Origin of the sequence: Pedococcus dokdonensis (genome assembly GCF_900104525.1) — a bacterium.
In the GTDB taxonomy this organism is placed as follows: domain Bacteria; phylum Actinomycetota; class Actinomycetes; order Actinomycetales; family Dermatophilaceae; genus Pedococcus; species Pedococcus dokdonensis.
On sequence record NZ_LT629711.1, the window covers coordinates 3,093,327 to 3,119,073 of the forward strand.

The window sequence follows — 25,747 nt, forward strand, 5'->3', positions numbered from 1 at the left end:
TCCTCGCATGTGCGTGCGTCTGCGCCCGCTCGCCGCGGGTTGGTGCGGCGGGAGTGCGCGCGCCGCGCGCCCACACCCTGCGCCCACACCCTGCGCCCACACCCTGCGCCCACACCCTGCGCCCACACCTTGTCCGAATCTTGCGGATCGCTGAGGGTCGCGTTGCGGCGGGGCCGGGAGACTGGACGGCATGACCCCCGGCACGACGACCCGACGGCTGGCGATGGCTGCCGTCCTGGCGGTCCTCGTCGCGCTGGTGCCCGGTGCTGCGTTCGCGAAGTTCAGCCGGACCGCCGGCTCCACCATGTCGGTCGGCACGGCGACGCTCGGCATGCCGTCGACCGCCACCCTGAGCAAGTCCTGCCCGTTCCTCATCTTCGCCGGCAGCCTCAAGGTGACCTTCCCGGACGTGCCGCTCGCCGAGAGCTACCTCGTCACGCTCGACCCGCCGTCCGGCACCGTCACCAGCAAGACCGTCACCTCGGGCGGCGCGGGCGCGACCTTCTCGCTCAGCCGCTCCGGCACCTACGACGTCACCGTCGTGGCCCGGGTGTCGAGCTGGACCGGGCCCGCTTTGTCGCGTTCGTTCACCTGCTGACGCAGGGCGCACGCCGCACCACCTCGAAGGGGTGCCGCGACGCCGGACCGTGATTTGACGCGGCACCTTAGGTGAGGCTTACCTTGGTCTCAATACGCAAGCCTCGTATGCCGGAAATCAGGTTCTCGTGCTCCTCAGCAATGCGCTCATCGGACTCCGCGAAGGTCTGGAAGCAGCCCTCGTGGTCGTCATCCTCGTCGCGTTCCTCGTGAAGACGGAGCGCCGCTGGGCCCTCAAGCAGGTCTGGAGCGGGGTGGCCGTGGCCGTCCTGCTGTCCGTCGCGATCGGTGCGGTGCTCACCTACGGCACCCGGCAGCTGTCCTTCGAGACCCAGGAGCTGATCGGCGGCAGCGCCTCGATCCTCGCCGTCGCCTTCGTGACCGCGATGGTGTTCTGGATGCGCACCGCCGCCCGCACCATCTCCGGCGAGCTCAAGGGCAAGCTCGACCAGGCACTGTCCGTCGGCGGCTGGGCCGTCGCGCTGGTCGGGTTCCTGGGCGTGGGCCGCGAGGGTCTGGAGACCGCCCTGTTCTTCTACGCCAGCGTGCAGACCGCCGGTGCCGGCACCTCCCAGCCGCTGATCGGCTTCGTCATCGGGATCGCGGTCGCCGTCGTCCTCGGGATCCTGATCTACCGCGGCGCCGTCCGGATCAACCTCTCGAAGTTCTTCCGCTACACCGGGATCGCGCTGATCGTCGTTGCGGCCGGGATCCTCTCCTACGGCATCCACGACCTGCAGGAGGCCGCCTTCCTGCCCGGGCTGAACAGCCTGGCCTTCGACGTGAGCGGCGCGATCCCGCCCGACTCCTGGTACGGCACCCTGCTCAAGGGCACCGTCAACTTCACGCCGAACACGACCTGGCTGCAGGCCATCGCCTGGACCCTCTACCTCGTCGTCGTCATGACCTTCTTCCTCAAGCCGGCGCGGACCGCGCCGGCCCCGGCCGTCCCCGCCGCCGCGTCCGTCGGCCCGGTCCGCACCAACTAGCCCGGTCCGCACCAACCAGCTCCGCCGGCACCAAACCAGCCCCGCCGGCACCAACCAGCCAGGCCACCGCACCGGCCCCCGACGACCCTTCACCAAGGAGCCCCAATGCGCATCACCCCCGTCCACGCAGGCCTGGGCCTCGTCGTCCTCCTGGCGACCGCTGCCTGCGGGAGCTCGGACGACGCCGCTCCGACCTCGGGCAAGGGCCCGATCGCGGTCGAGGCCTCGGACACGGCCTGCAAGGTCGAGCGCTCCGAGGCGGTGGCGGGCACGATCCAGTTCACCGTGCGCAACACCGGCTCCAAGGTCAACGAGTTCTACGTCTACGGCGAGGGCGACCAGATCATCGGCGAGGTCGAGAACATCACGCCCGGCCTGACCCGCTCCTTCCACGTCGAGGTCTCGACCCCCGGCACCTACCAGACCGCGTGCAAGCCGGGCATGAAGGGCAAGGGGATCCGCGCCGACTTCACGGTCACCGGCGGCACCGCCTCGCAGGCCCCTGACGCGGCGATGGCCGCGGCGGTCACCCAGTACCAGACCTTCGTCTCGGCCCAGTCCGACGAGCTGCTGACCCGCACCACCGAGTTCGTCACCCTGGTCAAGGCCGGCAAGGTCGACGAGGCCAAGCGGGCCTTCCCGCTGGCCCGCGGCCCGTGGGAGCGGATCGAGCCGGTGGCCGAGTCGTTCGGTGACCTCGACCCGCGGATCGACGGCCGCGAGGACGTCGTCGAGGAGGGCATGAAGTTCACCGGCTTCCACCGCCTCGAGAAGGACCTGTGGGTCGACGGACTGCAGCCGGACTCCGACGCCATCGCCGACCAGCTGCTGACCGACGTCAAGGAGATCGTCGCCAAGGCCAAGGCGGTCGAGCTCAACCCGCTGCAGCTCGCCAACGGCTCGAAGGCACTGCTCGACGAGGTCGCCACCGGCAAGATCACCGGTGAGGAGGACCGCTACAGCCACACCGACCTCTACGACTTCGACGAGAACGTCAAGGGATCCAAGGCTGCGATCGACGCCCTCCGCCCGGTGCTCAAGACCCGCGACGCGGCGCTGCTCGCCGACATCGACGCCAGGTTCGCGGCGCTGGACGCCGAGCTCGACAAGCACCGCACCGACGACGGCTTCGTGCTCTACACCGCGCTGTCCAAGGACGAGGTCCGGGCCCTGACCGTCGCGCTGGACGCGGTCAGCGAGCCGATCTCGACGGTCGCCGGAGTGGTCGCGGCCCAGTGACCGAGCAGCCCACCTCCCCTCTCAGCCGCCGGCGGCTGCTCGGCGTCGGTGCCGGGGCGGCCGTGGCCGGTGCCGTGGCCGGCGTCGGTGGCGCGTATGCCGCGACGCACGCGAGCGCGGACCCTGCCACCGCGGGCGGCGGCGCAGACCAGGCGTCCTCCGACGACATGGTGCCGTTCCGCGGCGAGCACCAGTCCGGCATCATCACCCCGGCCCAGGACCGGATGCACTTCGTGGCCCTCGACGTGGTCACCCAGGACCGGGCCGCGCTCGCCGCGATGCTCAAGGCCTGGACCCGGGCGGCCGAGCGGATGACCGCGGGGGCCGAGGCAGCCCCGGGTGGGGTCGTCGGTGGCGGTCCCTACCGCGCTCCCGAGGACACCGGCGAGGCCTACGACCTGGACGCCTCCGACCTGACCATCACGATCGGCTACGGCCCGTCGCTGTTCGACGACCGGTTCGGCCTGGCGGACCGGAAGCCCGACGCGCTGCGGGACCTGCCCGGCTTCGTGGGCGACGACCTCGACCCGGCCCGCAGCGGCGGCGACCTCTGCATCCAGGCCTGTGCCAACGACCCGCAGGTCGCCGTGCACGCAGTGCGCAACCTCGTGCGGATGGGCTTCGGCGTGGTGTCGGTGCGCTGGAGCCAGCTCGGCTTCGGGCGCACCTCGTCCACCACCCGGAACCAGGTCACCCCCCGCAACATGTTCGGGTTCAAGGACGGCACCAACAACCTCAAGGCCGAGGACGGCGACGCCCTGGCCGAGCACGTGTGGGTGCAGCCGGCCGACGTCCCGGGTGGCTCGGCCTGGATGGCGGGCGGCTCCTACCTGGTCGCCCGGCGGATCCGGATGCACATCGAGATCTGGGACCGCACCCCGCTCCAGGAGCAGCAGGACATCATCGGCCGCGACAAGGGAGAGGGTGCCCCACTGGGCCAGAAGGGCGAGTTCGACACCCTCGACTTCGCCACGAAGGGGGCCGACGGCAAGCCCGCGATCCCGGTCGACGCGCACGTGGCCCTCGCGCACGAGAGCCGGCTGAACGGCATACGGATCCTGCGCCGTGGCTACAACTTCACCGACGGCTCCGACGGGGTCGGGCACCTCGACGCCGGACTCTTCTTCATCGGCTTCATGCGCGACGCGCACCAGCAGTTCGTGCCGATGCAGCGAGCCCTGGCTGCCAAGGACGGGCTCAACGAGTACATCGAGCACACCGGCTCGGCGGTCTTCGCCTGTCCGCCCGGCCTCGGCGCCGAGGATTACTGGGGTCAGGCGCTCTTCAGCTGAGGCGCCTCGGCGCGGGCCCGGTGGCGGTACCACTGGTAGGCGAGCACCGCGCAGACCACGCCGTTCACCATGCCGGCCAGGACGTCGGAGATGTGGTGGGCGCCACGATAGAGCCGCGCGATCCCGACGAGGAACGGGATGACCCCGCAGACGCCCATGACCAGCGCCCGGAGCCACGGCCGCTCGATCCGGGCGGAGGCCATCAGCAGGAACGAGAGGTACAGCGCCGTCGAGGCGCCGGTGTGACCGCTCGGGTAGCTCGACGTCGGCGGGGAGGCGTCCATCGGCAGGGCCGGCGGACGCTGGCGCCCGACGAGCAGGGTCAGGAACAGGAAGATCGTCGCCTGCAGCGAGATCGCGATCAGCGGGACCACGGCCCAGCGCCACTCCCGGGTGCGCCACCAGATGACGGCGACCGCGATGAGGCACACCCCGATCACCACCTCGGTGTTGCCGAACCGCGAGCAGACCCAGCTGATCGGGTCCCAGAAGTCGGTGCGGTTGCGGTTGAACGCGTCGGTGACCTTGTCCTCCCAGTCGTCGACCGCGTCGAGTGGACCGTTGAGGAGCAGGCCGATGCCCGCGAGCACCCCGAAGAGGACTACGCCGGGTGCGACGGCCCTGACGAGGAGGTCGGTGAGGTCTTGCCGATGAATCCGAGCCATGAGGAGAACGTAATGCCCACACCGAGCACATAGCCCGCCAACACGTCGGAGGGGAAGTGAACCCCGAGAAAGATCCGGTCCAGGCCCACGACCAGCGCAAACACCACGGCGAGCACGATCGACACCCGGTGGCCGACCCGTCCCAGCACGGGCCAGAGCAGGAAGACCACGACGGTCGCGACGACCGCGGCGTTGAACGCGTGACCGGACGGGAACGAGAACCCCGGCGAGTGCGAGATCGGGTCCTGCACGATCGGCCGGGCCCGGCCGACGAGCAGCTTGGCGAGCAGCCCGACGTTCCAGGCGAGCATCATGGTGAAGAACGCCCACAGGGCCCGGCCGCGCAGCTTCCTCGCCGCCCAGACCCAGATGCACAGGCCGGTGGCGAGGATGTAGAGCAGGAACGGCTGGCTGATGCCCTGCAGGGCGATCAGGGTGTCGGCCAGGCCGTGCGAGCGGGTGAAGTCGGTCGACTCGCGGATCAGGTCGTTGTCGAGCCGGATCAGCGGGTCGAACTTCTGCCGCACCGCGTACCCGAGCAGCAGCACCGGCACCGCGAAGAGCACCATGGCCACCGCCCCGCGCACCAACCGAGCCGAGTGGGACTTCGCGACGGCCTTGGTCGTGTCGGTCGCCATCAGTCGAGCGACCCCACGCGGACCACCAGTGCCCCCGGCACGACCTCGGCGGCGATGGCGCGAGCCTTGCCCAGGGTGTCGCCGTCGACCTGCACCTCCTGCGGGCGGTCGGAGCGGACCCGGACCGACGGGGTCGTGTAGTGGTCGACGATCTGGTGGCCCTTGCGCTTGCGCGACGCGATCCGTGCGGCGACCGCGGCCCAGCCGACGACCCCCTTGGGTGACAGCACGACCATGTCGAGCTGGCCGTCGTCGATCTCCGCCTCGGGCATCAGCACCAGCCCACCGAGCAGCTTGCCGCAGTTGCCGATCACGACGGTGCGGGCGCGGCGGCTGAACTCCTCGTGGTCCTCCACCTTGACGCGCACCTTGAACTGCGGCCCGCGCAGGTTGCGGGTCCCGGAGACGACGTAGGCCGCGGGGCCCACCTTGGCCTTCAGCTTCTCCGGTGCGTCGGCCATGATCGCGGCGTCGAAGCCCAGCCCGGCCATCACGAGGAAGACGTGCTCGGCCGGCGACTGGTCCTCGCCCGAGACGTCCATGGTGAGGCGCCCGACGTCGACCCGCTTGTTCTGGCCGGTGAGCGCCACCCGCAGCGCGTCGTCGAGGTCGTCGACCGGCAGGTCGAGGTTGCGGGCGAGCAGGTTGCCGGTGCCGCCGGGGAGCAACCCCATCGGGGTCTCCTCGCCGACCATCGCCTCGGCGACCGCGCGCACTGTGCCGTCGCCGCCGAGCGGGCAGACCAGGTCGACCCCCTTGGCCAGCGCCTGCTTGGCCTGGCCGGTCCCGGGGTCGCGCTCGGTGGTGAGGATGAACAAGGGCTCGGCCCACCCGTGCCTGGCCGACTGCTCGGTGATCTGCTTGCGCACCGCGGAGACGTCGTCGAACTTGGTCGGGTTGACGATGATCGCGGCGCGACGAGTGGGGGTCTCGGACACGGTGCCCTCCGGGCGGAAGTCGTTGCGGTGCGGGCGGCGCCCCCATCGGCGCCCCCGGTGCGCACCACCGGAGCTGCGCACGCGCATCCCGGCCCAGCCGGCGATGCCGAGGGCGAGGATGACGACGAGTAGGACCGTCCCGAGGGCGACCCAGCCGGAGTGTTCGCGAAGCACGCGCCGACGCTACCCCACCGATCGCGCTGCATCAGCACAGGTCAGAGCGCGTTCCCGGCGCCCTGGGTCTTCGGCCGATCGCCCGACTTCCGGCCCGAGTCGGCGCTGCTGGCGCTGATGGGCGGGCGATTGGCCGAAAGTCGTGGGTCTGTGGCGCTCGCGCCGCTCGGCGGCGATCGTCGCGGCGCCTAGCGTGGGCGTCATGACCGAGCAGCCCGACCCGATCAGCCCGGACACCAAGGACTGGACCTGGACGCTGCGGCGGCCCTGTCCCGACTGCGGGTTCGAGGCCGCTGCGGTCGCCGCCACCGACATCGCCGGCCTGACCCGCTCGTCGACCGCTCCCTGGTCGACCGTGCTCCAGCGTCCTGACGCGACCCAGCGCCCGGCACCCGACGTCTGGTCCGCACTGGAGTACGCCTGCCACGTGCGCGATGTCTGCCGGGTCTTCGACGGCCGGCTCGGGCTGATGCTCGAGCAGGACGCCCCCCGGTTCGCCAACTGGGACCAGGACGCGACGGCGGTGGCCGAGCGTTACGGCGAGCAGGACCCAGCCGTCGTGGCGTCCGAGCTCGAGGACACGGCCGCTGGGGTCTCGGCCAGGTTCGAAGGCGTGCGCGACGACCAGTGGGCGCGCACCGGTCTGCGCAGCGACGGGTCCGAGTTCACCGTGCTGACGCTGGGCCAGTACTTCCTGCACGACCTGGCCCACCACCTGGTGGACGTGCGCGCCGCGGGGTGAGCCTCGCCCCTACGCCTTCTGTGGGTGACCGGTGAGCGCGGCGGCGCCGCCCATCACCAGGAAGATGCTGCCCGAGACGTACTTCTGGCGCCGGATCGCGCGCGGGTGCCGGGCCAGCCACGCGCCGATCGAGCCGGCGCTCAGGGCGTAGACACTGTCGAACAGCGCCCCGATCACGACGAAGATCGCGCCGAGCACCAGGACCTGCGACCAGATCGGCCCGGCCTCACGGTGCAGGAACTGCGGGAAGAACGCCACGAAGAACACGGCCGTCTTCGGGTTGGAGATGCCGACGAGGAAGGCGTCGCCGAAGGCGCGCCGCGAGTGCCTGACGGGCACGCGGTCGAGGGCGAAGTGCCCCTTGCTGCGGAACTCCTTGATGGCCAACCACACCAGGTATGCCGCGCCCGCGTACTTCACGATCGCGAAGGCGAGCACCGACGAGCTGATCACCGCTGACAGCCCGAACGCGGTCGCCACCACCATCACCGCGGTCGCCGTCTCGATGCCGGCCATCGACGCGACGGCGAGGCGGCGGCTGCCCTGGCCGATGCCGCGCGAGATCAGGAAGAGCATGGCGGGACCGGGCAGCAGGATCAGCGCGGTCGCGGCGAGGGCGAACGACGCGAGGGTGGGTGCGGACGGCATACCGAAAAGGATCGCGCCCCGCGTCGTTCGCCAGCAACACGTTTCATGAAGTGGTCGTCAGACCGCGAGATGCCGCCGGGTGAGGACGGCGGCCTGCTCGACGAGCGCGATGCCCTGCTCCTTGCTGGTGGTCTTCTGGCTGAGGATCGCGACCCGCAGGTCGAGGGAGCGGTCGGTGATCCGGCCGATGCTGTTGACGATCCAGAGCCCGCCGAGGGTCGACCGGGGCAGCCAGCCGTTCTTGAGGCAGACCCGCTCGCCCGACCTGGCGGCGGCCCGCAGGCCCCACTTCTGCTCGGGGATGACGTCCTCCATGAGGTCGAGCAGGGTCTTGCCGGAACGCGCGTCGAGGGGCGAGGCCTTGCTGCCGGCCGAGCTGATCGCGTGGACGAACCGCAGCTGGTCGCGGGCCGTCGTCCGGGTCAGCCCCCAGCTGTAGTCGAAGCACTGGGTCGACCGCAGGCCGAACCGCCGGTTGGCGGCCGTCATCCCGGAGGCCAGGCCGACCTGTCGGAACAACGTCCACGCCGACTCGTGGTCGCTCTGGCGGATCATCTTGTCGGCCACCGCGAGCTGGCTCGCCGACGGTCGCGCCCCGCGGTCCTGCAGCTGGAGCAACAAGGTGGCGAGGATGTCGGCCTTGGCGATGCTGGCCGTCTCGATCGTGGACTCCGCCCCCCACGCGAAGCTGCGGCCGGACCTGGTCTCCGCGACCGCGACACCCAGGTCGGCGCCATACCGGCGGGCCAGCGCCGACAGCTCGTCGCGCAGGGCATCGAGGGTGGGCGCACGGGTGGGCCGGCTCGGGGGCCCGGTGGTCGTGGTGGTGGTCGTGGTGGGGGCGGGTGGTGACGCCGTCGTGGTGGCGCTGGGCGGTGTCGTGGTCGTCGTCGTGGTGGCCGCGGACCCCGCGGTCGTGGTGCCGGGCGATGCGGTGGTGCCTGCAGCTGGCTCGCCCGCGCAGGCGGCCGCCAGGGCGAGCGGTGCCACCGTCAGCACGTGCCGCCGCGTGAGCATGGACGCATTGTGACCTGCGGCGGCGTCCGGGGGGTGGCAAAGCGCTCGGTAGGCTTGCCCGGTGATCGACATCAAGCTCCTGCGTGAGGACCCCGACCGCGTCCGCGCCAGCCAGCGCGCCCGTGGTGAGGACGAGGGGATCGTCGACGCGATCCTCGCTGCCGAGCAGACCCACCGCAGCTCCCTCACCGAGTTCGAGCAGCTGCGTGCGCAGCAGAAGTCGATGGGCAAGCAGGTCGCGCAGGCGCAGGGAGACGAGAAGCAGGCCCTCCTCGCCCAGACCAAGGACCTCGCCGCCCGGGTCAAGCAGCTGCAGGCCGACGCCGACGCCGCGCAGGCCTCGCTCGGCACGCTGATCCGCCAGATCGGCAACATCGTCGAGGACGGCGTCCCGGTCGGTGGCGAGGACGACTACACCGTGCTCGAGACCGTCGGCACCCCGCCGGAGTTCGACTTCGAGCCCCGCGACCACCTCGCGCTGGGCGAGACGCTGGCCGCGATCGACATGGAGCGCGGCGCGAAGGTCGGCGGCTCGCGGTTCTACTTCCTCACCGGCGTCGGCGCCCGGCTCGAGCTGGCGCTCCTCAACATGGGCATCGCGCAGGCCGTCGAGCACGGGTTCACCCCGATGATCACGCCGACCTTGGTCAAGACCGACGTGATGGCCGGGGCCGGCTTCATCGACAAGCACGCCGACGAGGTCTACCGCCTCGAGGCCGACGACCTGTTCCTCACCGGCACCTCCGAGGTCGCGCTCGCCGGCTACCACGCCGACGAGATCCTCGACCTCTCGGACGGCCCGAAGCGGTATGCCGGGTGGTCGGCCTGCTACCGCCGCGAGGCCGGGTCGCACGGCAAGGACACCCGCGGGATCATCCGCGTGCACCAGTTCCACAAGGTCGAGATGTTCACCTACTGCCGGGTCGAGGACGCCGCCGCGGAGCACCAGCGGCTGCTCGGCTGGGAGAAGGAGATGCTCGCCAAGATCGAGGTGCCCTACCGGGTCATCGACACTGCGGCCGGCGACCTCGGTGGCCCGGCGGCCCGCAAGTTCGACTGCGAGGCGTGGGTCCCGACCCAGGGCCGCTACCGCGAGCTGACCTCCACCTCGAACTGCACGACCTACCAGGCCCGCCGCCTCAACACGCGCGAGCGTGACCCGAACGGTCAGGGCACCCGCGCCGTGGCCACCCTCAACGGCACGCTGGCGACGACGCGCTGGATGGTCGCGATCCTCGAGAACCACCAGCAGGCCGACGGATCCGTGGTCGTCCCGAAGGCGCTGCAGCCGTTCCTCGGGCTGGACGTCCTCAAGCCCGTCTGACCCGTCGCGGGTGGCCCGTCCCTCGCAAAACGGCAGTTGCGTCCACTCCCGCCCAGCAATTGCCGGGCGGGAGTGGACGCAACTGCCGTTTTGCGCCGCCGCGGGTAGCGTCGGCGGCATGAGCGATCGCCAGCTGCCGAAGTGGTCCGAGCTCAAACCGCTGTTGCGACCCAAGCCGGTCGAGCTCAACGCGCGCAAGCGCCGGCTCGCCTCGGCGCTGACGATCGCCGACCTGCGTGAGGTGGCGAGGCGGCGCACCCCGCGATCGGTCTTCGACTACACCGACGGGGCGGCTGAGGCCGAGCTGAGCCTCGGCCGCGCCCGCGCGACCTTTCGCGACCTGACCTTCCAGCCGTCGGTGCTGCGGGACGTGGGCGACATCGACACCACGACCACGGTCCTGGGCCAGCCCTCGGCCCAGCCGTTCGGCTTCGGGCCGACCGGCTTCACCCGGATGATGCAGCACGAGGGTGAGCGCGCCGTGGTCCGCGTGGCCGAGCGGGTCGGCATCCCCTACGGTCTCTCGACGCTCGGCACCACCGACGTCGAGGGCGTGGCCGAGGCCTCCCCCGGCGCGCGGAAGTGGTTCCAGCTCTACGTCTGGCGCGACCACGGCCCGGCCGAGGAGCTGATGGCGCGGGCCAAGGCAGCCGGCTTCGAGGCGCTCATCCTCACGGTCGACGTCCCGGTGGCCGGGGTGCGGCTGCGCGACGTGCGCAACGGGTTCAACATCCCACCCGCCCTCTCGGCGAAGACCGTGCTCGACGGCGCCATGCACCCGAACTGGTGGGTCAACTTCCTCACCACCGAACCGTTGCGGTTCGCCAGCCTCGACCGCTGGGACGGCACCGTCGCCGAGATGATGAACGCACTGTTCGACCCGACCATGACGCTCGAGGACCTCGACTGGGTGCGCTCGACGTGGGATGGCCCGTTGGTCGTCAAGGGCATCCAGACCGTCGACGACGCACGTCGGATGTTCGACGCCGGCGCCGACGCGATCGTGCTGTCGAACCACGGGGGACGCCAGCTCGACAAGGCGCCGGTGCCGGTGCGGTTGCTCCCGGAGGTGCGTGAGGCGCTGGGCGACGAGCCCGAGGTGATGGTCGACACCGGTGTGATGTCCGGGTCGGACGTCGTGGCTGCGATGGCGCTCGGGGCCAGCTCGGTGCTGGTCGGCCGCGCCTACCTCTACGGGCTGATGGCCGGTGGCGAGGCAGGCGTCGAGCGGGCCGCCCAGATCCTCAGCACCGAGGTGCGCCGCACCATGGCCCTGCTCGGTGCCCGCCGCATCGCGGACCTCGGCCCGCAGCACGTCCGGCTTCCCTAGGCTGGTCCCATGCAACCCAGCCTGGCCGCATGACCGGCGCCCGCCACCTCGTCGCTCTCGACGTCGACGGCACCACCATCAACCATGCCGGCGAGCTGTCACCGGCGGTCCGTGACGCCGTCCACGCCGTCGTGGCCGCCGGCCACCACGTCATCATCGCGACCGGTCGCTCGATCGTCGCGACGACCAGCATCGTGGCCGAGCTGGGCATCGAGACCGGGTATGCCGTGTGCTCCAACGGGGCGGTCACGATCGAGCTGGACCCGGGCGAGGGCGACGGCTTCCGGATCATCGAGGCGGTCACCTTCGACCCAGCGCCGGCGCTCAACCTGCTGCGTGAGGAGTGGCCGGACGCGGTGGTCGCGGTGGAGGAGCTCGGCGTCGGCTTCAAGCTCAGCGCGCCGTTCCCTGACGGTGAGCTCCAGGGCGAGCTGCGGGTGGTGCCGTGGGAGGAGCTGGTCGCCGACCCGGTGACCCGCGTGACCTTCCGTGCGCCAGGTGGCACGGCCGAGGACTTCCTCGCGCTCACCGAGCGGATCGGGCTGCACGGCGTCAACTACGCGGTCGGCTTCTCGGCCTGGCTCGACCTCAACCCCGAGGGTGTCTCGAAGGGCTCGGCCCTCGAGATCCTGCGGCGTCGGCTCGGGGTGGAGCCGCAGTTCACCCTGGCCGTGGGTGACCAGCGCAACGACGTCGAGATGCTGCACTGGGCGGCCCGCGGGGTCGCGATGGGCAACGCGCCCGACTCGGTCAAGGAGATCGCCGACGAGGTGACGCTCACCGTCGACGAGGACGGCCTGGTGCCGGTGCTCCGCTCGTTGCTGTGACCGCCCGACCCTCAGGCGTCGCGCTGACCCGGTAGCCGGTGATCCAGTCCTGCGCCCGGTCGGTCACCAGGTACCGGAACACCACCCGCAGCATCGCCTCCATCGGCACCCGACCGACCCGTCCGGGGAGCTTCGAGCTGCTCGACCGCGCCCCGACCGCGACGACCTTCTCGACCCGGGCCCGGCGGGCCTCGACGAAGGCGTCGAACGCCGGTGTGACCTCGCCGACCGACGCGAGGCTCCCGGCGAGGACGACGGCGTCCTCGAGCGCCAGCGAGACGCCTTGTCCCGAGCTGGGTGACGGGGCGTGCGCCGCGTCGCCGACCACGAGCAGCCGGCCGCGGTGCCAGCTCGAGACGTGACCGAGGTCGTAGGTGTTGTCGCCGGCCAGCTCCAGCTCGCCGGTCTCGATGAGCTCACCGGCCGGACCGGTGTCGTCGGCGACGAGGGCGGCCAGCCGCGCCCGCCACTCGGCCAGTGATGTGGCGGCCCGTCGCTCCCGGCTGATCTCGGGCTCCGGGACGTTGACGAACCAGACCACGTCGTCCGCGGGGGTGCGGTGCAGCCCGACGAAGGCGTGCCGACCGAAGACGAAGCGCCAACCGTCTGCGGGCAGCTCGCGGGCCAGCGGGGTGGCCCGGGTGAATCCGCCGAAGTTCGTGAGGCCGACGTAGCGCGCCGCCGGGGCATCGGGGTCGATCGCAGAACGCACGAGCGAGCGCACGCCGGACGCCCCCACGAGGAGGTCGCCCTCGACGGTGCCGCCGTCGTCGAGGACGGCGACCGCCCGCGACCCCTCGGTGGCGACCGAGCTGACCTTGGCGGCATACCGGACCTCGATGCCGCGGCGGGCGGCCTCGTCCATGAGGGCCCGGCTGAGGTGGGGGCGCTTCATCGTCAGTGCCGGGGTGCCGTCGGCCAGCGGCGTCCCGAGCGTGACCGAGCCGAGCCGGCGGCCGGTGGCGCCGAGCATCGTGCTGCGGCGCGACGGGAAGCCGAGGTCGCGCACCAGGTCGAGGCAGCCGATCACGGACAGCGCGTCGAGGCCGTTGGGGGCGATGGTCAGGTAGGAGCCTGCCTCGGTGGCGGTGCGGTGGCGGGCCTCGAGGACCACCGCCTCGATGCCGACCTGCTGGAGGGCCATGGCTGTGGCCGGTCCGGCGACTCCGCCTCCGACGACGACTGCCTTCACGGTGATAGCCTTTCTTACGACAATCGGATAGTTCGAAATTCGAAACGTTGATTTTCGAAAGGATGACACGCGTGGCACGGACCCGTCAAGCGGCCATCGAGCGAGCCGGTCGAGCGATGCAGCGCTACCAGCGCAGCGTCCAGTCGTTCGACGACGCCGTCGGGCGCGCCCTCGGGTTGGGCCCAGCCGACATGCGCTGCCTCGACGTCCTCAGCGAAAGACCGTGCAGCGCAGGCGAGCTCAGCGCAGCCACAGGCCTGCGACCGGCGGCGACGACTGCACTGATCGACCGGCTCGTCGACAAGGGCTTCGTGGAGCGGCGTCCCAGCGAGGCCGACCGCCGCAAGGTGCTCGTGGCCCTCACCGACGACGGGGCGCGCAAGACCTGGGCGGCCTATGGTCCGCTGGTGAGCGAGGGGCAGCAGGGCTTCGCATCCACCACCATCGCCGAGCTGGAGCGGCTGAGCGACCTCGTCGACGGCATGACCGAGCTGACCGACCGGCACCGCGCCAGGATCGAGCGCGACGCGAGCCCGGACTGACCCGTCAGCGGGACTGGAGCGCGTCCAGTGCCACCGCCATGCCGAGGCCGACCCGCCAGTCGAGCTGCCAGCCGTTGCTGGCCTGCGGCATGTGGATGTCGTAGCGGTCCCGCAGGCTGCGCTTGCGCTCCGACGTGAGCACCACGCTGCCGTCCGGGGCGGTGAAGTCGAAGTGGAACAGGAATGGCAGCGGGATGTCGCCGACGACCGGGATGAAGTCCCAGACGCGCCGCAGGATCGCGATGTTCTGGTTGCGCTCGGTCCCGAACGCCTCGAGGCCGTCAGGCGTGCCGAGGTGCCACGACGACCGCAGCAGCGACTTCCCGAAGTCCTTGCGGAACCAGCCGATCGGCGCCCCCGAGGCGTCGAACACGTCATACGTGGCGCCGAGGTCCATCCGCGTGCGTGCCTTGAACGAGAAGACCGGCTGAGTGCGGGCCTCGTCGGCGTAGAAGGTCACCTGCTCCTTGAGCGCCATCCGCTTCTGCTGGGCGACCGCGATGACCGGGCCCTCGACGCCCGCCGCGTCGACCGCGCGGATCTCGTAGCGGTTGACCATCATGGTGATCTTCTGGCGCAGCGAGTAGCGCTCGGTCACGGCAGGTTGGCTCATGGGGCCAGTCTGCCGGAACTCGCTAGTCTCGCCGGCATGGGGGAGCCGCGCGCTGACCGTCGCAGGATGGTCGAGGAGGAGTACCTCGCCTTCGCGAACGGTCAGGCGGCTGGCGTCTCGCCGACCTACGAGGCGCTCGCGCGGGCCGTGCCCACCGACGACCGGGTATGCGGTCTGCTCGCCGACCTTCCCGGCGGCAAGCAGCAGCCCAACCTGCTGTTCGGGGTCACCCGCCTGCTGGGTGGACCGGTGACCGACCCCGCGGCCTTCCTCGGGTGGGTGGTCGAGCACTGGACGGAGGTCCGCCCCGAGCTGCTGGCGCGCAGCACGCAGACCAACGAGGCCGGGCGCTGCGCGACCCTGCTTCCCGTCCTCACCGGGCTGCCCGGCCCGCTGGCGCTGCTCGAGGTCGGCGCCTCCGCGGGCCTGTGCCTCTACCCCGATCGCTACCGGTACCAGTACGGCGACGGGGTGCTGGGCGATGGCGACGGTCCGGTGCTCGACTGCGCCTGGGGTCGGCCCGAACCGCCCCCGACCCGGCGCCCCGAGGTGGTCTGGCGGGCCGGCCTCGACCTGCACCCGCTCGACGTGACCGAGCCCGCCGACCTGCACTGGCTGGAGTGCCTGGTCTGGCCCGAGCAGGACGCCCGGCGCGAACGGCTCCGTCGCGCGGCCTCGGTCGCCGCCGCGGAGCCACCCGTGCTCGTGACCGGCGACCTGGTCGACGACCTCGCCGAGCTGGCTGCCCGCGCGCCGTCGGACGCCACCCTCGTGGTGTTCCACACCGCGGTGCTCGGCTACGTCGACCAGGCCACCCGGCGCCGCTTCGCCGACCTGGTGCAGACCCTGCCGGGGCACTGGATCGCCAACGAGCACCCCAGCCTGCTCGACGGCGTGCTGCCGCCCGGCGCGCTGCCGCCCGGCGCGCTGGGCCGGCTCGCGCCCCGGCCCCGCGCGGACGGTCCGGAGGCGTTCGTCACCGCACTGGACGGCATACCCGTGGGCTGGGCCGGACCACACGGCCAGTTCTGCGAGTGACGGGTCGGTGACCCGTGCGCGTCGCGGCTGACAGACTGAGGCCGCCATGGCAGACCTGATCCTCACCTCGCCGTCGAACCCGCGCCTCAAGGCCGTCGCCGCACTGCGTCGCCGGCGCACGCGGGAGGAGTCCGGCCGCACCCTCGTCGAGGGCTACGAGGAGCTGGGTCTCGCGCTCGGCGCAGGCGTCCGGCCCGAGACGATCTACTACTGCCCCGAGCTGATGCTCGACCCGGCCACCCAGACACGGGTGGTCGACGAGGCGCGTCGCGACGGCGTGGAGACCGTCCAGGTGTCGCGCACGGCCTTCGAGCGCACGGCCTACCGCGAGGGGCCGGACGGCTTCATCGCCGTGGTGCCCTCGGTCGGGCAGCCGTGCCGCGACCTGGCTGTCGGTCCGCGGGCCCTCACCGTGCTGTGTCAGGGCGTGGAGAAGCCGGGGAACCTCGGTGCGATGCTGCGCACGGCTGACGCCGCCGGGGTCGAGGCGGTGATCGCTGCCGACCCGGTCACCGACTGGGGCAACCCCAACCTGGTCCGTGCCTCGAAGGGCACCGTCTTCAGCGTGCCGGTGGCGAGCGACCCGACCCCCGACACCCTCGCCTGGCTCGACGCGAACGGCATCGCTCTCGTCGCCACCACCCCCGACACCGAGGTGCTGCACACCGAGGTCGACTACACCGGACCGGTCGCGATCGCCGTCGGTGCGGAGAAGTACGGGTTGACCGACGAGGTGCTCCAGCACGCAGCGCACCGCGTCCGGATCCCCATGGTGGGGAAGGCAAACTCGCTCAACGTCGCGACATCGGCGGCCATCGTGATCTACGAGGCGGTCCGCCAGCGTGCCGCTGCCACAAGGGTCGCCGGGGCTGCGAGGCGACCGGGCCGGCCTGGTCCCACTGACCCCACCCGTGTCAGGAGCACTCCCTGACGTATGTCACGATGTCTGGTATGCGCGTTGACCACGTTTCGTATGCGGCAGAGCACGACGGACTGCAGGCGACCGCGGAGCGCCTCGCCAAGCTGATCGGGGTCGACCCGGTCGACGGAGGCATCCACCCGCGGTTCGGCACGCGCAACGTGATCCTCCCGCTGGCGCACGAGCGCTACGTCGAGGTCGTCGAGGTGCTGGACCACCCCGCCTCCGACAAGGCGCCGTTCGGACAGGCCGTGCGAGCCCGGTCCGAGGCCGGCGGCGGTTGGCTCGGCTGGTGCGTCGCGGTCGACGACCTCGCCCCGCTGGAGTCGCGGATCGGTCGCGAGGCCGTGCCCGGCAACCGGCACCGTCCCGACGGCGTCGAGCTGCGGTGGCGCCAGCTGGGCATCAAGGGCCTGATGTCCGACCCGCAGCTGCCCTACTTCGTGCAGTGGGAGGACTCCACCGTCCACCCCTCGGTCGGCGCGCACACGCAGGTCACCATCGACAACCTGCAGATCGCCGGTGACCCGGACCGGGTCCGCGACTGGCTGGGCCTGCCCCCCGACGCGACCTCGTCGGTCATCGACTTCACCTTCGTCGCCCCCCGTGGCACCCCCGGCCTGCTGGCGGTCACGTTCGACACCCCGACCGGCAAGGTCACCGTCTGACCACCAGGTCCATCCGCCCGACGCCACGCCCCGCCGACCCAGGTCACCGCGGGGCGTCGTCGTCTCCGGCTCAGTTCCGGTCTCGGCCGCATTCCGGGCCCCGGCAGTCGTTCCGGGCCCGGCAATCGTTCCGGGCCCGGCAGTCGTTCCGGGCTCGGCCCTCGTTCCGGGTTCAGCCGTCCAGTAGCGCCCAGCGGCCCTCGGAGACGACCTCGACCTCGCCGTCGACCACGACGATCGCGGTCTGCTCGTCGATCACGTACCCGGGGTTGCCCAGCGCCTCGGCCCAGCGCTCCGCGTGCTCCATGGTGTTGGTGGGGAAGAAGTCGAGGTGCGGGAAGATCGAGAAGTCGACCCAGCCCAGCGCCGTGTCATCGACGGCCGAGGGCCACTCGACGAAGTAGTCGCCGATCCGCGGGGCCGTCACCATGCTGCCCGCGCTCACCCCGACCCAGACCGTCTCCTCGAGCTCGGGGACGAGGTCGAGCAGCCCGGACTGCCGCATCCAGTGCGCGAGGTAGGTCGCGTCACCGCCGTCGACGAGCAGCACGTCGGCCTCGCGGACCCAGGGCTCCCAGCGCTCGCGGCTGATGCTGGGCAGGGCGGTGAGCTCGAGCACGCCGAGCGATCCCCAGCCCAAGCCGGTGAAGCCGCTCCACGTCGGCTCCGCGGCGATGAGCCCCCGCACCGAGGTGGGGCTGCACATCGGGTGTCCCCACTGCGCGGTCGGGATGACGAGCGCCCGGCACTCCTCGATCGGCTCGGGCAGGAGACGCACCAGCCCGGCGTGGATGCTGGGGTTCGTGACGCCACCGGATGTCAGGAGAAGCTTCATGCGGACCTCTGTCATGGGTGCGGGCTCGGGACATGGTGCAGACCGTTCGACGAGCCCGAACTCATCGCCCGCCGGCACGGCGGGGTCGTCGTCCTGCGGGCGGACCAGCTCCCGGTGCGCCACATCTCGGCATCGGGTCGTCGCCTGGGTCGACGTCGGGGTCGTCGTCTGGGTCGTCGCGAGTCCCGGTGTCGTCGTCCCACGGCACCGCGGGAACGGCGCGGAGCTGACGACTCCACGCACTCGCGTCGTCGGGGAGGATCTCGATGTCGTGCCACCGGGCGCGCTCGCCGGTCGGTGGTTGGTATGCGGCGTGCGCGCCGGGCTGCTCGGGTGGGTCGCCGCCGGGCGGCGCGGCCAGCTCGACCGCGGTCGGTGGCCTCACCCGCAGGCCATGGCGGTTGGTGACGAGCAGTCCGTCGGGCCGGGTCGGGTCACCGGAGACGCGGTAGTCGCCCCGGTCGATGGCGTCGTGGTGGAACGGGCAGAGGCTGACCTGGTTGTCGACGTCGGTCGCCCCACCCGAGGCCCACTCGTGCAGGTGGTGGATCTCCACGAACCGGGTCGCCGAGCACCCGGGGAACCGGCAGCCTCGGTCGCGGTCCTCGATCAGCCGGCGACTCCGCCTCGGCAGGATCCGCATCGCACGACCCACGCTGACCGGTCTGCCCTCGGTCTCCCAGACCGGCTGCACCACCCCGTCGGAGACGAACCGGTCGAGCAACCGCCGGGGGATGGCACCACCGGCGTTGACCCAGGCTCCGTCGGTCGCGAGGTGCAGGTAGACCCGGTAGTGGCCGGCCCGGCCCGAGGACTCGACCGACGAGAGCGAACGCTGCGCGATCTCCTCGAGGGCATCCGCGTAGGACGGGCGGCCCGCACCCGTCGCCGGACGGGCGACGGACGATCCCGCGACGGCCGGCCCCGCACCGGACTCACCCGCCGCGTCGGTGAACAGCGCGTCCTTGGCCTCCTTGAGTGCCTGCTCGACCAGCGCCCCGACCGGGGCCGGCGCGCTGTAGCGGAGCTGGAACCGACCGTGGGTGTCGTAGTGCATCGACAGCTCCGGCCGGGCGCAGGCACGCCGCTCGGATGCACTGTGCTCGATCGTCTGCACCGGCACTGGGTCGACGTCGGGATCCGGGTCCGGGTCAGCCTCCTGGTCGGGCGCGACGGTCGCAGCGAAGGCCTGCCGGCTCAGCGCTCGCCTCAGCTGGGGCACCGTGGCGTGCCGCGCGAACTCGGCGGCAGAGGCCTGATGGGTGACCGGGGCGTGGTGCGCCACGACCGCCGCCTGGTCGAGCGAGAGCGTCCCCTCGCGCAGCGCGGCGGTCGCGTCCGGCAGCTCGCAGCGACGACGGGCGATCGCGACGACATCGCGCGCGTGAGCAGGCGACAAGCCGGCCCGCACCACGAAGTAGTGCTCCGGCGAGCGGAACCCGCCGTCGCCCCAGAGGTCGTGCTCGATCACCTCGACGGCCAGATCCACGAGCTCACCCTGAAGGCGGTTCAGCCGGCCCGCGACCTCCGCGGTCCGCATCCACACGTCTTCGTGCGCCTCGGAGCGCGTGACGGCCACGGCGGTGGCTGCGGCGACGGCGGCGCTGGCTGGCATACCTCCATCGTACACTTGTTCGAATGCCGGAGACAGAGTTGTCCACACTCCGAAAGGATTGCTGCACAACGGAATCCGCCCCGGGGGGGCTCAGAAGTAGCGCTGCCAGCCCGTCCCGATGACCCGCCCGGCATACACGCGGCCCTTGCCGTTCCCGGCATACAGGCGGAACTCACCGGCCATGGTGATGCCGACGACGTCCGCCCGACCGTCACCGGTGAAGTCGCCCAGCGGTCCCACCGAGCCGAGGGTGTTCCAACCGGTGCCCACCTGGGACCGGACTGCCCGGAAGCCACCCTTGCCGTTGCCGGGGTAGAGCCAGAGCACACCGGCCTTGTCCACGGCCAGGACACCGACCACCGAGGTCGAGTCGGGCAGATCGGGCGCTCACTCCTTGCGCGGACGCACCGGTCAGGCGCCGAAGTACTCCGTGACCAGCTTGGCCGGCGCCCTGGTCGCCCACGCGTCCGTGATCACCTCGGCGAGCTCGGCACGGGTCAGGCGGCCGAGGTCCTGCTCACGCACCAGCACCGCGTTGTACCCGTCGAAGTGCGGGGTCGTGAACCACGGACCGTCACCGTCGACGAGGGCCTCCTTGTCGTTCTGGTCGGCCACCCTCACCATGATCACGTCCTGCATCCGCTCACCGGTCTGCGCGTCGACCGCGTCGGGGCGTGGCTCGCGGAAGTGCAGGAACGACTTCTTCCGCACCACGTAGGCCGGCCTGCCGCCGTTCTCCTCCTCGACCACCTCGGGGAGGGCGAGGGCGATCTCCGCGATGTCCGACAGCCTCGCCTTGCGTGCAGCCATGTCGCCGACGTTACGCCGCGGGACGCTCGCCCGCTGCCGCCTCGCGGACCAGGGCCTGGATCGCGGGGAGCTGGGCCAAGCCGTTCACCACGACCGAGAAGACGAGGAACGCCAACGCCCAGCCGTGGTGCCCGGCGACCCACAGACCCACCGACGCGAGCCCGAAGACCAGCACCTTGGTGACCGGCCGCACCACCGGACCACCCTTGGGCGCCTTGGGCGACGCGAACACCCACCACACCGCGATGACCACGACGACCATCGCGACCGCGAGCAGGACGCCCCCTGCGTGGTTGCCCCACACGGCGGCCGCGGCGGCGGCGAGCAGCTCGTCGAGGAACACCAACGCCAGCACCAGCCAACCGAAGGCCTTCATCGCCGCGCCGTGCCCAGTCGTCGAGGGCTCACTCGACGAAGTCGACGAGCTCGGGCGCGGCGCCGATGTAGGTCTGGGGGGTGAGCTCGGAGAGCCGCTTCGCGACGTCGTCGGGCAGGCCGAGCCCGGCCACGAACTCGCGCAGGTCGTCACCGGTGATCCGGCGCCCGCGGGTGAGCTCCTTGAGCCGCTCGTAGGGGTTCTCCATGCCGGCCACGCCCTGGGCGCCGAGCGCACGCATCGCGGACTGCACCGGCTCGCCGAGCACTTCCCAGTTGGCGTCGAGGTCCGCCGCCATCGCCGACGGCACGGCATCGAGACCGGCCAGGCCGCGGGACGCGTTGTCGATCGCCAGGAGGGAGTGCCCGAAGGCGACGCCGATGTTGCGCTGCATCGAGGAGTCGGTGAGGTCGCGCTGCAGCCGGCTGTTCACCAAGGTCGAGGCCAGCACGTCGAAGAGCGCGTTGCTGACCTCGAGGTTGGCCTCGGCGTTCTCGAACCGGATCGGGTTGACCTTGTGCGGCATCGTCGACGAGCCCACCGTGCCCTGACCCCGCACCTGGGCGAAGTAGCCGAGCGAGATGTAGGTCCACACGTCCGTGCAGAGGTTGTGCAGGATCCGGTTGAACCGCGCGAGGTCGGCGTAGAGCTCGGCCTGCCAGTCGTGCGACTCGATCTGGGTGGTGAGCGGGTTCCACTGCAGCCCAAGCGATTCCACGAACTCGCGGCTCAGCGCCGGCCAGTCGGCGCCGGGCACGGCAGCGAGGTGCGCGCCATACGTGCCGGTGGCGCCGTTGAGCTTGCCGAGGAACTCGGCCGCGCCGATCCGGCGCAGCTGTCGACCCAGCCGGTGCGCGAGCACCGCGAGCTCCTTGCCCATCGTCGTCGGCGTGGCCGGCTGCCCGTGGGTGTGGGCGAGCAGCGGCACGTCGCGCAGGTCGGAGGCCATCGTCGCGACCGCCTCGACGAGCGCGGACGCGCGCGGGAGCCAGACGTCGGTGACGGCGCCCTTGACCATCAGGGCGTAGGACAGGTTGTTAATGTCCTCGCTGGTGCAGCAGAAGTGGATCAGCTCCGCGAGCCCCGAGTCCGCGGGATCCGGCGCGATGGCGGTGAGCCGTCGCTTGAGGAAGTACTCGACCGCCTTCACGTCGTGCTGGGTCTCGCGCTCGATCGTCGCGAGCTCCTCGATCTCCGCGGCGCCGAAGTCGTCGACCACCCGCCGCAGCTGCCGCTGCTCGTCGTCGGTGAGCGTGCGGACGCCCGGCACCACCTGGTGGGTGGTGAGGAAGATCAGCCACTCGACCTCGACCCGGATCCGCTCGCGGTTCAGCGCGGGCTCGGAGAGGTGGTCGACGAGGGGCGCCACCGCACCGCGGTAGCGACCGTCGAGGGCGCCGAGGGCGATGGGAGGGGTCGCGTCAGCAAGCGAAGCCATGACCCACAGTGTCCCAGAGTGCGGGGCCACCCCAGCACACCGGTATGGCGCGTGGACACCTCCGCGCATCCGCCGCCGATCAGCTGCCCGACCGCCGGCCGGACGGGCCGCGCGAGAGCCGGCCACGCGGCATACGGTGAGAACCATGCGATACACCACGCTCGGCTCCAGCGGCACCGTCGTCTCCACCCAGTGCCTCGGCACGATGACCTTCGGCGCGGAGGCCGACGAGGCCACCTCCGGCACGATCATCGAGGCCTTCGTCGAGGCCGGTGGCACGTTCCTCGACACCGCCGACGTCTACAGCGCCGGGGTTTCGGAGGAGATCATCGGCCGCTGGCTCCAGGCGCACCCGACGGACGCCGACCAGCTCGTCCTCGCGACGAAGGGCCGGTTCCCGATGGGCGACGGGCCGAACGACCTCGGACTCTCGCGCCGTCACCTGCGCCGCGCGCTCGACGACTCGTTGCAACGGCTCGGCGTCGAGCACGTCGACCTCTACCAGATGCACGCCTGGGACGCGGTGACGCCGCTGGACGAGACGCTGCGCTTCCTCGACGACGCGGTCGCCGCAGGCAAGATCTCGTACTACGGCTTCTCCAACTACCTCGGCTGGCAGGTCACCAAGGCGGTCCACACCGCGCGCGAGCACGGCTGGACGGCGCCGGTCACGCTCCAGCCGCAGTACAACCTGCTGGTCCGCGACATCGAGCACGAGGTCGTGCCGGCCTGCCTCGACGGCGGGCTCGGGCTGCTGCCCTGGTCACCGCTGGCCGGCGGCTGGCTGACCGGGAAGTACCAGCGCGACGCCAAGCCCCAGGGTGAGTCGCGGCTCGGCGAGGACCCGGAGCGTGGCATGGAGGCCTGGGGTCCGCGCAACGCCGAGGAGCGCACCTGGGCCGTGGTCGACGCCGTGGTCGACGTCGCGAAGTCGGCCGGGGTCACGCCGGCGCAGACCGCCCTCGCCTGGGTCGGCGCGCAGCCGGCGGTCACCTCGGTGATCCTGGGCGCGCGCACCGTCGAGCAGCTGCAGGACAACCTCGCCGCGGCCGACCTCGACCTCACCGACGAGCAGCTCGCACGGCTGTCCGAGGTCAGCGCACCGCAGATGCCCGACTACCCCTACGGTCCGATGGGGGTCGGCCAGCGGGAGCGTAAGGTCGAGGGCGGCCGCTGAGCTGTCAACGACCCCGAGCAGTCACTGGATCCCGCGCCGTCAGTAGATCGGCGTGTGCCCGAACGGCCTGACCTCCTGTGGCCAGCCGCAGCCCTCGGCGATCTTGGCGGCCCACACCTCGGCTGCCGCGCGGTCGGGCACGTTGACGATGGTGATCCCCCCGAGCCACTCGGCGGTCTCGGCGTAGGGCCCGTCGGTGACCGACATGGCGCCGCTGGTCCCGTCGGCGCTGAAGGCCAGGTCGAGGTCCTCCTCGAGGCCACCGGCGAAGACCAGCACCCCAGCGGCCCGGGCCTCCTCGATCACGGCCAGCGAGGTCGGTCCGCGGCTGGCGAACCACTCCTCGGTGTGCTCCCCGACCCACTGCTGGTTGAAGTAGATGGCGTACAGGCTCATGGCGCTCCTCGATCACGACCGCCGGATGCGGCCCTCACCACCCTGACGGACGAACAGGCCCCAGATCGACAACCAGGGGGTGGCGAGTTCGCGGGCCTTGCCGACCCGGCTCGGTTCACCGACCCGACTGGGAGTCCGGGGCAACGGTTCGACGGTGGAGTGAAGTGACGCCACGGCCGAGCGTCAGGCGAAGCCGTGCCGGTCGAGCGGGGCGACCAGCTCGTCCTCCTCGAAGGACAGGTGCGCGAGCAGGGTCTCGGACAGCCGGTCGACGACCCGCTGCAGCTCGTCGGTGCCGGACGCGCCGGACACGAGCCCGACGAGCGCCTCGTCGAGCTGTTCGAGGACGTCGTGGATGACCAGGTGCTCCTGCTCCAGCCGGTCCAGGACTGGGGTCAGCGCCGGCTCGCTGCGTCGCAGGTGCGGGAAGACCGAGCGGTCCTCGAGCCCGTGGTGCCCGGTGACGAACCGGCAGTACTGCGCGCAGTAGGCGCCCAGGGTCCAGTTGTTCTGACGCATGGTGAGCTCGTTGATGGCGTTGCGGGCGCGGTGCGCCTGCTCTTCGCCGGCCACCACCTGCTCGACGATGTCGCGCAGCCGCGCCAGCTCGGCACGCAGCCCGTCGTGCACCTCGACGAGATGCGCCCCGGCGCCCGAGTGCCGTTGTGCTGCAACTCCTTCCGAGATGGACGAACCAGACGAGGTATGCGGCCCGCCCACCTCTGTCGCGTCCGCTGGCTCGGGCTCGACGTCCGCGGGAGACACCGCGGCGGCCTCGGGGGAGGGCCCGGCAGCGCGCCGAGCGCGCTCGGCGTCGACCAGCTCGCGCACCGCGGGCGCGACCTCGTGGGCGAACCGGTCGACCTGCTCGAGACTGTTCACGGCCAGGATGTAGGTGCTCATCCCCTCGGTCAGCGTGAGCTCGGCGAGCTGCTCGGCCCAGTCGCGCGGGGTGCCCTGCAGCATCGCACCGGGGCGCGTCCCGGACCCCGACCCGAACCGCCCGTGGATGTTGTAGAGCCGTCGGATGGCGGCCGGGTCACGGCCCGCCTTGACCGCAGCCTCGTCGATGGTCCGGTTGTGGCCACGCAGCGTGTCGGGCGCGACATACCCCATGCTCGGGAGCCAACCGTCCGCAGACCGGCCGGTGAGGCGGAGCATCCGCGGTTTGAGGGCACCCAGCCAGATCTCGACGGGGTGCGCGGGCGCGGGTCCCGGGTGCAGGCCGACGACGCGGTGGTGCCGGCCCTCGACGCGGACCGTGGGCGCGCCCTCGCCGCCCCACACGGCGCGGATGACCGCCATCGCCTCGGTGAGGGACTCGATCGACTCGCCCGGGGTGAGGCGCTCGCCGCCGGCCGCGACGATGGCGTCGAAGAAGGCACCGGTGCCCAGCCCGAGCTCGACCCGACCACCGGAGAGCCGGTCGAGGGTGGCGACGCTGCGGGCCAGCACGACGGGTGGGCGCAGGGGCAGGTTGGCGACGTTGGGCGCCACCCGGATCGAGGTGGTGCGGGCCGCGATGAACGAGAGCAGGGTCCAGGTGTCGAGGTGCTTGGCCTGGTAGGGGTGGTCCTGGATGGTCACCAGGTCGAGCCCGGCCACGTCGGCCGCCTCGCTCAGCTCGAGCACGAGGTCGGCCGCCGCGGCGTCGGGGCTCGGGAAGATCCCGAACTGGAGGTCCTGCCCGTAGTCGGTCACGGTGGTC

At 71.6% G+C, this 25,747-nt stretch carries 28 protein-coding genes; 13 read left to right on the top strand and 15 right to left on the bottom strand.

The features are described 5' to 3' along the window. Positions 1–190 precede the first annotated feature (190 nt). The 4 genes from BLQ34_RS14580 (at position 191) to efeB (ending at position 4,117) form a co-directional block, all read left to right on the top strand. Positions 191–598, top strand: coding sequence for a hypothetical protein (locus tag BLQ34_RS14580; RefSeq protein WP_091786988.1), 408 nt, complete (start codon positions 191–193; stop codon positions 596–598). A gap of 127 nt (positions 599–725) precedes the next feature. Then, positions 726–1,586: an iron uptake transporter permease EfeU gene (gene efeU, locus BLQ34_RS14585; RefSeq protein ID WP_091786991.1), complete on the top strand. Its 861-nt coding sequence runs from the start codon at positions 726–728 to the stop codon at positions 1,584–1,586. 105 nt (positions 1,587–1,691) lie between these two features. Next, complete coding sequence (gene efeO, locus BLQ34_RS14590) at positions 1,692–2,825, top strand: iron uptake system protein EfeO (protein WP_091786994.1); 1,134 nt, start codon at positions 1,692–1,694, stop codon at positions 2,823–2,825. Next, a complete protein-coding gene (gene efeB / locus BLQ34_RS14595; protein ID WP_091786996.1) occupies positions 2,822–4,117 on the top strand; it encodes an iron uptake transporter deferrochelatase/peroxidase subunit in 1,296 nt (431 codons plus the stop codon). The genes efeO and efeB overlap by 4 nt, the downstream gene beginning before the upstream one ends. On the opposite strand, the gene BLQ34_RS14600 is transcribed toward efeB, so the two are convergent. The 3 genes from BLQ34_RS14600 to BLQ34_RS14610 are packed head-to-tail and all read right to left on the bottom strand — an operon-like array spanning position 4,099 to position 6,532. Then, positions 4,099–4,782, bottom strand: coding sequence for a phosphatase PAP2 family protein (locus BLQ34_RS14600; RefSeq protein ID WP_091786999.1), 684 nt, complete (start codon positions 4,780–4,782; stop codon positions 4,099–4,101). The two genes, efeB and BLQ34_RS14600, sit on opposite strands and share 19 nt — an antisense overlap. Further along, the gene (locus BLQ34_RS14605; RefSeq protein WP_091787002.1) at positions 4,719–5,420 is read right to left on the bottom strand and encodes a phosphatase PAP2 family protein; all 702 of its coding nucleotides are present in this window, start codon (positions 5,418–5,420) and stop codon (positions 4,719–4,721) included. Before BLQ34_RS14605 ends, BLQ34_RS14600 begins: the two co-directional genes overlap by 64 nt. Continuing rightward, the gene (locus BLQ34_RS14610; RefSeq protein ID WP_231961244.1) at positions 5,420–6,532 is read right to left on the bottom strand and encodes a diacylglycerol/lipid kinase family protein; all 1,113 of its coding nucleotides are present in this window, start codon (positions 6,530–6,532) and stop codon (positions 5,420–5,422) included. Before BLQ34_RS14610 ends, BLQ34_RS14605 begins: the two co-directional genes overlap by 1 nt. 202 nt (positions 6,533–6,734) lie before the next feature. On the opposite strand from BLQ34_RS14610, the gene BLQ34_RS14615 reads away from it, so the two are divergent. Further along, positions 6,735–7,274 (top strand): DinB family protein, encoded by a 540-nt coding sequence (locus BLQ34_RS14615; protein ID WP_091787005.1) that lies wholly within the window; start codon positions 6,735–6,737, stop codon positions 7,272–7,274. A 9-nt stretch (positions 7,275–7,283) separates the two neighbouring features. On the opposite strand, the gene BLQ34_RS14620 is transcribed toward BLQ34_RS14615, so the two are convergent. Continuing rightward, positions 7,284–7,922: a LysE family translocator gene (locus BLQ34_RS14620; RefSeq protein WP_091787008.1), complete on the bottom strand. Its 639-nt coding sequence runs from the start codon at positions 7,920–7,922 to the stop codon at positions 7,284–7,286. Positions 7,923–7,979: 57 nt separating this feature from the next. Next, positions 7,980–8,939, bottom strand: coding sequence for a serine hydrolase (locus tag BLQ34_RS18855; RefSeq protein WP_157693063.1), 960 nt, complete (start codon positions 8,937–8,939; stop codon positions 7,980–7,982). Positions 8,940–9,000: 61 nt separating this feature from the next. On the opposite strand from BLQ34_RS18855, the gene serS reads away from it, so the two are divergent. From serS to BLQ34_RS14645, 3 genes are all read left to right on the top strand, one after another. Beyond that, positions 9,001–10,263, top strand: a complete 1,263-nt coding sequence (serS, locus tag BLQ34_RS14635) for a serine--tRNA ligase (RefSeq protein ID WP_091787014.1) — start codon at positions 9,001–9,003, stop codon at positions 10,261–10,263. A gap of 118 nt (positions 10,264–10,381) precedes the next feature. Then, a complete protein-coding gene (locus tag BLQ34_RS14640) occupies positions 10,382–11,593 on the top strand; it encodes an alpha-hydroxy acid oxidase (RefSeq protein ID WP_091787017.1) in 1,212 nt (403 codons plus the stop codon). A gap of 29 nt (positions 11,594–11,622) precedes the next feature. Beyond that, entirely contained in the window at positions 11,623–12,420 is a 798-nt protein-coding gene (locus BLQ34_RS14645; RefSeq protein WP_091787020.1) for an HAD family hydrolase, read from the top strand. Here the strand turns inward: BLQ34_RS14645 and BLQ34_RS14650 are convergent. Then, positions 12,371–13,612: an FAD-dependent oxidoreductase gene (locus tag BLQ34_RS14650; protein WP_091787021.1), complete on the bottom strand. Its 1,242-nt coding sequence runs from the start codon at positions 13,610–13,612 to the stop codon at positions 12,371–12,373. The genes BLQ34_RS14645 and BLQ34_RS14650 overlap by 50 nt on opposite strands. 71 nt (positions 13,613–13,683) lie before the next feature. Between BLQ34_RS14650 and BLQ34_RS14655 the strand changes: the two genes are divergently transcribed. Continuing rightward, complete coding sequence (locus BLQ34_RS14655; RefSeq protein ID WP_091787024.1) at positions 13,684–14,154, top strand: MarR family winged helix-turn-helix transcriptional regulator; 471 nt, start codon at positions 13,684–13,686, stop codon at positions 14,152–14,154. Between the two features lie 4 nt (positions 14,155–14,158). Here BLQ34_RS14655 and BLQ34_RS14660 read toward each other — a convergent pair whose 3' ends face one another. Beyond that, positions 14,159–14,767, bottom strand: coding sequence for an LURP-one-related/scramblase family protein (locus BLQ34_RS14660; protein WP_091787027.1), 609 nt, complete (start codon positions 14,765–14,767; stop codon positions 14,159–14,161). Between the two features lie 36 nt (positions 14,768–14,803). Here BLQ34_RS14660 and BLQ34_RS14665 point away from each other — a divergent pair, with 36 nt between their 5' ends. The 3 genes from BLQ34_RS14665 to BLQ34_RS14675 are packed head-to-tail and all read left to right on the top strand — an operon-like array spanning position 14,804 to position 17,392. Beyond that, positions 14,804–15,805, top strand: coding sequence for a DUF2332 domain-containing protein (locus tag BLQ34_RS14665; protein WP_231961246.1), 1,002 nt, complete (start codon positions 14,804–14,806; stop codon positions 15,803–15,805). A 46-nt stretch (positions 15,806–15,851) separates the two neighbouring features. Next, positions 15,852–16,736, top strand: a complete 885-nt coding sequence (locus BLQ34_RS14670; RefSeq protein ID WP_091787034.1) for a TrmH family RNA methyltransferase — start codon at positions 15,852–15,854, stop codon at positions 16,734–16,736. A gap of 20 nt (positions 16,737–16,756) precedes the next feature. Then, positions 16,757–17,392 carry a VOC family protein gene (locus BLQ34_RS14675; protein ID WP_091787037.1) on the top strand — a complete coding sequence of 212 codons (636 nt, stop codon included), beginning with the start codon at positions 16,757–16,759 and terminating at the stop codon, positions 17,390–17,392. A gap of 172 nt (positions 17,393–17,564) precedes the next feature. On the opposite strand, the gene BLQ34_RS14680 is transcribed toward BLQ34_RS14675, so the two are convergent. From BLQ34_RS14680 to purB, 6 genes are all read right to left on the bottom strand, one after another. Next, entirely contained in the window at positions 17,565–18,227 is a 663-nt protein-coding gene (locus tag BLQ34_RS14680) for a Type 1 glutamine amidotransferase-like domain-containing protein (protein WP_091790044.1), read from the bottom strand. A 61-nt stretch (positions 18,228–18,288) separates the two neighbouring features. Then, positions 18,289–19,842: an HNH endonuclease signature motif containing protein gene (locus BLQ34_RS14685; protein WP_091787040.1), complete on the bottom strand. Its 1,554-nt coding sequence runs from the start codon at positions 19,840–19,842 to the stop codon at positions 18,289–18,291. Between the two features lie 90 nt (positions 19,843–19,932). After that, a complete protein-coding gene (locus BLQ34_RS14690) occupies positions 19,933–20,202 on the bottom strand; it encodes a VCBS repeat-containing protein (protein ID WP_091787043.1) in 270 nt (89 codons plus the stop codon). A gap of 51 nt (positions 20,203–20,253) precedes the next feature. After that, the gene (locus BLQ34_RS14695) at positions 20,254–20,652 is read right to left on the bottom strand and encodes an MmcQ/YjbR family DNA-binding protein (RefSeq protein WP_091787046.1); all 399 of its coding nucleotides are present in this window, start codon (positions 20,650–20,652) and stop codon (positions 20,254–20,256) included. 10 nt (positions 20,653–20,662) lie between these two features. Continuing rightward, a complete protein-coding gene (locus BLQ34_RS14700; protein WP_091787049.1) occupies positions 20,663–21,028 on the bottom strand; it encodes a DUF2568 domain-containing protein in 366 nt (121 codons plus the stop codon). Positions 21,029–21,056: 28 nt separating this feature from the next. Next, a complete protein-coding gene (purB, locus tag BLQ34_RS14705) occupies positions 21,057–22,466 on the bottom strand; it encodes an adenylosuccinate lyase (protein WP_091787053.1) in 1,410 nt (469 codons plus the stop codon). Between the two features lie 145 nt (positions 22,467–22,611). On the opposite strand from purB, the gene BLQ34_RS14710 reads away from it, so the two are divergent. Beyond that, a complete protein-coding gene (locus BLQ34_RS14710) occupies positions 22,612–23,643 on the top strand; it encodes an aldo/keto reductase (protein ID WP_091787056.1) in 1,032 nt (343 codons plus the stop codon). A gap of 39 nt (positions 23,644–23,682) precedes the next feature. On the opposite strand, the gene BLQ34_RS14715 is transcribed toward BLQ34_RS14710, so the two are convergent. Together BLQ34_RS14715 and BLQ34_RS14720 are read right to left on the bottom strand one after the other, a co-directional pair. Then, positions 23,683–24,039: a YciI family protein gene (locus BLQ34_RS14715; RefSeq protein WP_091787059.1), complete on the bottom strand. Its 357-nt coding sequence runs from the start codon at positions 24,037–24,039 to the stop codon at positions 23,683–23,685. A gap of 183 nt (positions 24,040–24,222) precedes the next feature. Beyond that, on the bottom strand, positions 24,223–25,740 hold the full coding sequence (locus BLQ34_RS14720) for an LLM class flavin-dependent oxidoreductase (protein WP_091787061.1): 1,518 nt from the start codon (positions 25,738–25,740) through the stop codon (positions 24,223–24,225). Between the last annotated feature and the right edge of the window lie 7 nt (positions 25,741–25,747).